At 76.2% G+C, this 6,380-nt stretch carries 5 protein-coding genes and 1 pseudogene; 4 read left to right on the top strand and 2 right to left on the bottom strand.

Features of this window, described 5'->3' with window-relative positions; translation table 11 throughout:
- Positions 1 to 213: 213 nt before the first annotated feature.
- Positions 214 to 1,401 (bottom strand): annotated as a pseudogene (locus ACWFNE_RS00330) (serine hydrolase domain-containing protein).
- Positions 1,402 to 1,844: 443 nt separating this feature from the next.
- Between ACWFNE_RS00330 and ACWFNE_RS00325 the strand changes: the two are divergent.
- From ACWFNE_RS00325 to ACWFNE_RS00315, 3 genes are all read left to right on the top strand, one after another.
- Positions 1,845 to 3,338, top strand: coding sequence for a LamG-like jellyroll fold domain-containing protein (locus ACWFNE_RS00325; protein ID WP_452120460.1), 1,494 nt, complete (start codon positions 1,845 to 1,847; stop codon positions 3,336 to 3,338).
- A gap of 191 nt (positions 3,339 to 3,529) precedes the next feature.
- Entirely contained in the window at positions 3,530 to 3,739 is a 210-nt protein-coding gene (locus tag ACWFNE_RS00320; protein ID WP_452120459.1) for a hypothetical protein, read from the top strand.
- Between the two features lie 69 nt (positions 3,740 to 3,808).
- Positions 3,809 to 4,747: an Fpg/Nei family DNA glycosylase gene (locus ACWFNE_RS00315; protein WP_452120458.1), complete on the top strand. Its 939-nt coding sequence runs from the start codon at positions 3,809 to 3,811 to the stop codon at positions 4,745 to 4,747.
- Positions 4,748 to 4,939: 192 nt separating this feature from the next.
- Here ACWFNE_RS00315 and ACWFNE_RS00310 read toward each other — a convergent pair whose 3' ends face one another.
- Entirely contained in the window at positions 4,940 to 5,110 is a 171-nt protein-coding gene (locus ACWFNE_RS00310) for a hypothetical protein (RefSeq protein WP_452120457.1), read from the bottom strand.
- A 40-nt stretch (positions 5,111 to 5,150) separates the two neighbouring features.
- Here ACWFNE_RS00310 and ACWFNE_RS00305 point away from each other — a divergent pair, with 40 nt between their 5' ends.
- A complete protein-coding gene (locus ACWFNE_RS00305; RefSeq protein WP_452120456.1) occupies positions 5,151 to 6,098 on the top strand; it encodes an LLM class F420-dependent oxidoreductase in 948 nt (315 codons plus the stop codon).
- Positions 6,099 to 6,380: the final 282 nt, after the last annotated feature.

The raw sequence follows: 6,380 nt of genomic DNA, 5'->3' as shown, positions 1-6,380 counted from the left end.
GGACCGGGGTGGTTTGGGATTAGGAGTGGTGGTTGCCTGGAGGGGCCCCAGGGGTGGGTTGGGGGCTCTGGATGTGCAAAGAAGGGAAGGGAGCCCCCCGCCGAAGGCCCAAAGGGGAAAGGGCTTCAGGCCCGCAACGGTGACGGCGCGCGCCAGGGCTGCGTCCCGGGCCGGCCGCGTCCCGACCGGGCCGCGTCCCGCCCCGGGCAGCCGTCAGGATCGGCCGGAGCAGAGCGCCGTGTCGACGAGCGCGAGCACCTCGTCCGAGACCGCCGGCCCGGTGTCGGTGGGCAGGGCGAAGTGCGCCGTCGTCGTCGCGACCATGATCGCCCGGCCGTCCTCGGTGACGCCGCCGTCGGTCTGGTAGCCGGGGATGATCCCGCCGTGGCCCCAGGCGAGCTCGCCGCAGCTCAGCTCGGTCGACTGCAGGCCCAGCCCGTACCGCCACGTCTCCGGGATGCCGGGCAGGTCCATCGGGACCGTCGCCTTCATCTGCTCGAGCTCCGCCGGGCGCACCTCGCCGGCCAGGAGGGCGCGGAAGAACGTGCTGAGGTCGCCCGGGGTCGTCACGACGTCCCCCGCGCCCCAGGACGACGAGGTGTCGATGTCGGTGTGCTCGAACAGCGCGGACCCGATGGGCTCGGCGTGGTAGCCGTTCGGGTGCGCGCCCCGGATGGCCCGCTCGCCCCGGTCGGGCACGTACGTGTCCGTCAGCCCGAGCGGCTCGATGATCCGCTCGGTCACGGCCTCCCCGAGCGGGCGCCCCGTGACCCTCTGCACGAGCAGGCCCGCGAGCACGTAGTTCGTGTTGCTGTACGATCAGGCGCCGGGCGGCGTCGGGGGCAGCGCCAGCCCGAGCGCGACGAGCTCGTGCGGCTCCATGTAGCGGTCCTTGAGGGCGCGCAGCGCGGGCACGCCGTCGACGACGAACGGCGGACCGTCGGTGAAGCTGCCGATCCCGCTGGTGTGCTGCAGCAGGTCGCGCACGGTGATGTCGTGCCCGTCGACGGGCCCGCGCACGAGGCCCGGCAGGTACGTCTCGACGGACGCGTCGAGGTCGACCCGGCCCTCCCCGACGAGCTGCAGGACCACGGCCGCGACGAACGTCTTGCTGTTGCTGCCCGCGCGCACCTGCCCGTCGACCGGGACGGGCGCGCCTGTCTCCAGGTCCCCGGCGCCGGCGACGAGGTCGCGCTCGCGGCCCCGGCGGTCGGTCACGGTGGCGAGCGCGGCCGGGACCCCGTGCTCGTCGACGAGCCGGTCGAGCGCCTGCTGCACCACGTCCGTCCGCGGCCTGCTGCCGTGCCCCTGCACCTCGCCCCGTCCGGCGGCGAGCGCGACGGCGGGCGTGGCGAGCGCGGCGCCGGCGGCGAGCGTGCACACGAGGGCGAGGGCCGACATGCGGGTGGGCTGCTGCGGACGCGTGCTGCGGGGCGTGCGGTCGGTGGTCTGCGACATGGGAGCTCCTCCGGTGGGCGTGCGGGTCGGTCTGTTGCGTTCCCGACCACCGTGCGTCGTCGCGCGCCGCCGCCACCATGCCGCTACCCGCCGTGTCGTGGTGGGGTCTGCACCACCCCGACGCCGCTGCCGGCCCCCCGTGCGCGCCGCCCGACGTGCGCCCAGGTCAGCGGGGCACGAGGGCCTGCCGAGGGTTCGCGCCAGAAACGCCCCACGCGTGGTTGCCGCGTCCACTACCGTGCCACCGGCGTCGCTCCGCACCGGCATCCGCCCGGGTACCGCGTCCGAGCGGCCGGACGCGTCAAGGGGGCGCTGTGCGGGTGTCGATGCAGGTCAGAGATGTTGCGGTCGGACGGGCGCGGCGGCACCGCAGTGCGCTGGTCGGCGTGCTCGTCGTCACCGGGGCGCTGCTCGCGTCCAGCGCCGCAGCAGCCTCCCCGGGTGCCGCGACCGCCGGGAGCGGTGCCGGCCACGCCGGCAGGAACCACGCACCGGCGGCTCCGGAGGCGCTCGGCACCGCGAACCCCACGTCGTCGTGCAGCGCGGACGGCACGGCGGTCCCGCTCCGCAGCACCACCCCCACGTTGCTCGCGACGCTCAAGGACCCGGACGGCGACCCGGTGCGGGCGACGTTCACGGTGCGTGACGGCGTGCGGGGGACCAGGGTGTGGGACTCGGGGCCGGCACCCGCGCAGGCCTCGGGCTCGCAGCACGCGGTCGCCGTCCCCGCGGGCCTCCTGCAGGACGGGCGCACCTACGAGTGGCGCGTGCAGGGGCGCGACTCGCGAGGGAAGAAGAGTCCGACGATCCGGTGCCGCGTCCTCGTCGACGTGACCGCACCCGTCGCGCCGCGGGTCAGCGCGGTCCCGGGGGCCGCGCCCGCGGCGTACCTCGAGGAGCAGACGCACGGCGGTCCCGGCGTGGCCGGGCAGTTCCGGTTCGAGGCCGGTGCGTCCACCGACGTCGTCGCGTTCGCCTACGCGTTCTCCGACGACCCCGGCGACCGGGTCGCGGTCGACCCGGGGCAGACGGCTGCGACCGTCACGTACACCCCCATGACGCCCGGGCCCCAGCTGCTCCGGGTGCAGGGCGTCGACGCCGCCGGGAACGTGGGCGCCGAGCGCGCCTACCGGTTCACGGTCGGCTCTCCCGCCGCCGGTCCGACCGGTGACGCCCGGTGGACGCTCGACGAGGGGGCCGGAGCCGTCGCTGCCGACTCCCTGCATCCCGGCACGAACACGCTGACGCTCACGGGCTCGACGACGTGGGCCGACGGCCTGGTCGCCGAGCTCGCGAACCGTCCGGCGGACCGGGCCCTGCTGCTCGACGAGCGCGGTGACGGCGCGGTGAGCTCCGCGAGCGTCGTGGACCCGAGCGGGAGCTTCTCGGTGGTCGCGCTGGTGCGCGGGGACGCGCTCGGGGCGGCGGCCTCGGCGGTCGGCCAGGACGGTGCGGCGGGGAACGCGTTCGAGCTCGGCGTCCGGACCGACGTGTGCGCCGACGGCGTCGCGTCCTGCTGGGCGTTCACGGTCGCGGGCACGGACCCGGGGGACCCGGCGGCGCGCGGTGTCGTCGCGACCTCGCCCGTTCCCGTCGCCGAGGGCGCGTGGTTCATGCTGGCGGGCGTCCACGACGCGGACCTCGGGACCGTGCGGCTCGACGTGTGCGGCTTCGGCCGTGCGGGGGCGCCGACGACCGCCCGGCCCGTGCGGGGCGCGTCCGTGCCCGTCGGGGAGACCACGGCACCTGCTGGTCCGTTCCGTGTCGGGTCGGCGCCGGACGACACCCGCGCCTGGGTCGGCGCCGTGAGCGGCGTCCGCACCTACGGCAAGGCGGTCAGCGAGCTCGAGGAGCGGCTCGTGTGCTCCGCAGGGGCCTGAGCCGGCACGCGCACGTGGTCCGGCGGGGCTCCCACGAGGAGCCGCACCGGGCCCGCGGTCCCGCTGTTCCCGTCGCCGCCCGAGGTCGGGCCCGCCCGCGGCGGTGCGGGCCCGGCCCGGCTTCGCGTCCGGTGCCCGCGTAGGGGAGACTTGCCCGGTCGGTTTTTCCACGGTCCGAAGGGGTTCACGAGATGTCGAACGACGGTGCAGGCGTTCCCGACCACGAGGCGACGCCGCAGCGCGCGAAGGGCATCGTGCTGTTCGTCGTGACGTTCGTGATCTTCCTCGCGGGGTTCTGGATCATGGCGGTCGGCTTCGACCAGCAGTCAGGGCTGATCTTCGGCGGCGGCATCCTCGCCTCGACGCTCGGCGTCATCCTGCCGTCGATCCTCGAGCCCTGAGCGGTCGGGGGGCCGGGCGGCGCATGACGGCGCCGCGGTGCGCACCGCGCGGACGGGGCTGACGACGCCGTGCCCGAGGGTCACACCGTCCACCGCATCGCCCGTCAGCTCGAGCGGGACCTCGTCGGCCACCGCCTGCGGGTCTCCTCGCCGCAGGGGCGGTTCGCCGCCGGCGCCGAGCGCCTCGACGGCCGCGTGCTGGTCGCGTCGCGCGCGGTCGGCAAGCAGCTCTTCCTCGAGTTCGAGGGGGAGCTCGTCCTGCGCGTCCACCTCGGGCTCTACGGCGCGTGGGACCTGCACGGGCGAGTCACCCCCCTCGACGAGGGGCTCGTGCCGCTCGCGAGCCTCGGGGCGCCGCGAGCGCGCCGTGCGGTCCGGGTCGGCGAGGGTGAGAGCGAGCTCGCGGAGCCGGCCGGCGAGGACGGGACGTTCCCGCCGCCGCCCGTCGGGCAGGTGCGCGTCCGGCTCCTGAGCGAGGAGACGGCGGCGGACCTGCGCGGGCCCACGGCGTGCGAGGTGCTCGACCCCGGCGCGGCGGCGGTGGCGGCCGCGCGGCTCGGCCCGGACCCGGCTGCGTTCGACGACCCCGGCGCGCTCGCCGCGGCGGGGGAGCAGGTGGTCGGCGCGGTGACGTCCCGCTCGACGGCGGTCGGGGCGCTTCTGATGGACCAGTCCGTGGTCGCGGGGATCGGCAACGTGTACCGCGCGGAGCTGCTGTTCCGCGCCCGGCTCGAGCCGCACACGCCCGGGCGACGCGTCCCGGCGGAGGTCGTGCGCGGGATCTGGCAGGACTGGACCGTGCTGCTCGCCGACGGGATCCGCACGGGCGTGATGCTGACCCGCGAGGACCTCGACGAGGCGGGCCGGGCCCGCGCGCTCGTCGACCGGGACGCGCGGCACTGGGTCTACCGCCGCGCCGGGCTGCCGTGCCACGTGTGCGGCACCGCGGTCCAGGTCGAGGACATGGCGACCCGCAAGCTCTACTGGTGCCCGGTCTGCCAGGTCTGACGACGGCACGACCGGCCCCGCGACCGCACACCCGACCCCGCACGCGCGACGGGGCTCGCGACCGCACGACCGGCCTCGCACGCGCGACGGGACTCGCGACCGCACGCCCGACGCCGCGACCGCACAACCGACAGGCGCGGCGGCGACCGCGGACCGGTGGCCGGTGGCCGCTGGCCGGTGGCCGCGCGGGGGTCAGCGCGCGCGGCGCTGCAGCACGCGCAGCTCGCGGAACCCGATCGCCGCGGCGACGAGCCCCGGCACGAGCGCCCAGGTGCGGCCCCGAGCGGCCGCGGCGACGCACACGAGCGCCACGACCGCGCAGCCCACCACGGTCGCGACGCTCGCCCAGCGCACGGATCCCACCGACCCGACGGTACCCGGGGAGCCGTGAAAGGCTTGCCGCATGGACCTGAGGATCTTCACCGAGCCCCAGCAGGGGGCCACGTACGACGACCTGCTCGCGGTGGCGCGCGCGACCGAGGAGCTCGGCTACGACGCGTTCTTCCGCTCCGACCACTTCCTCCGCATGGGGGACGGCGACGGTCTCCCGGGGCCGACCGATGCGTGGACCACGCTCGCCGGCCTGGCGCGGGAGACGTCGCGCATCCGGCTCGGGACGCTCGTCTCGTCGGCCACGTTCCGGCACCCGGGCGTGCTCGCGGTGCAGGTCGCGCAGGTCGACCAGATGTCGGGCGGGCGCGTCGAGCTCGGGCTCGGCGCGGGGTGGTTCGCGCAGGAGCACGCCGCGTACGGGATCCCGTTCCCCGAGAAGCGGTTCGGGATCCTCGAGGAGCAGCTCGACGTCGTGACGGGCCTGTGGGGCACCCCGATCGGGGAGAAGTTCTCGTACGAGGGCGCGCACTACACGCTGGCGAGCTCCCCGGCGCTCCCGAAGCCGGTGCAGCACTCGCCGCTCGACCCGTCGCGCGCGGGCGTCCCGATCATCGTCGGCGGCAACGGCCCGCGGCGGACCCCGGCGCTCGCGGCGCGCCACGCGGCGGAGTTCAACCTGGCGTTCCCCGAGCTCGACCAGGTCGGCGAGAAGCTCGACCGCGTGCGCGACGCCTGCCGGGACGTCGGCCGCGACCCGGGGTCGCTGGTCTTCTCGGCGGCCTTCGTGCTGTGCGCGGGCAAGGACGACGCCGAGGTCGAGCGCCGCGCCGCCGCGATCGGGCGGGAGGCCGGGGAGGTGCGTGAGCACGGGATCGCCGGGACGCCGACCGCGATCGTCGACCGGCTCGGCGTGCTCGCGCAGCAGGGCGTCACGCGCGTCTATCTTCAGGTGCTCGACCTGCAGGACCTCGATCACCTCGCCCTGGTCGCGAGCGAGGTCGCCCCGCAGCTCGGCTGACTCGCAGGGCGCCGCGGTGGAGGGCCCGTGTGCACCGCACGCGGGCCCTCGCCGTGTCGCGGACCGGCGGGGCGACTCCGGGAACGGGTGCGCGCCGAGCGGTGCAGGGCACGGCGCCGCCGTTCGGAATGGGCCATTCTTTCCGCCGACGGCGTTTGTGCGGGTGATCCGGGGCGAGGAATTATCCGTCTCCGCGTCGCTTGTGCGACGGGGCGCGCATCCGCCTTTTTCCGTCGCCTCGCGCGCGCGGCGGCGGGCGCTCGTCGGGGGTCGCGCGCCTGC

This window comes from Cellulomonas sp. NPDC055163, assembly GCF_053607065.1.
Note: the sequence above shows the minus strand (reverse complement) of the source record. Positions and strands in the feature narration are given on the sequence as shown.

Coding starts and splice junctions, on each gene's coding strand:
- ACWFNE_RS00320 (WP_452120459.1), top strand. CDS start 3,530: ATGTCGAACGACGGTGCAGGCGTTCCCGACCACGAGGCGACGCCGCAG.
- ACWFNE_RS00305 (WP_452120456.1), top strand. CDS start 5,151: ATGGACCTGAGGATCTTCACCGAGCCCCAGCAGGGGGCCACGTACGAC.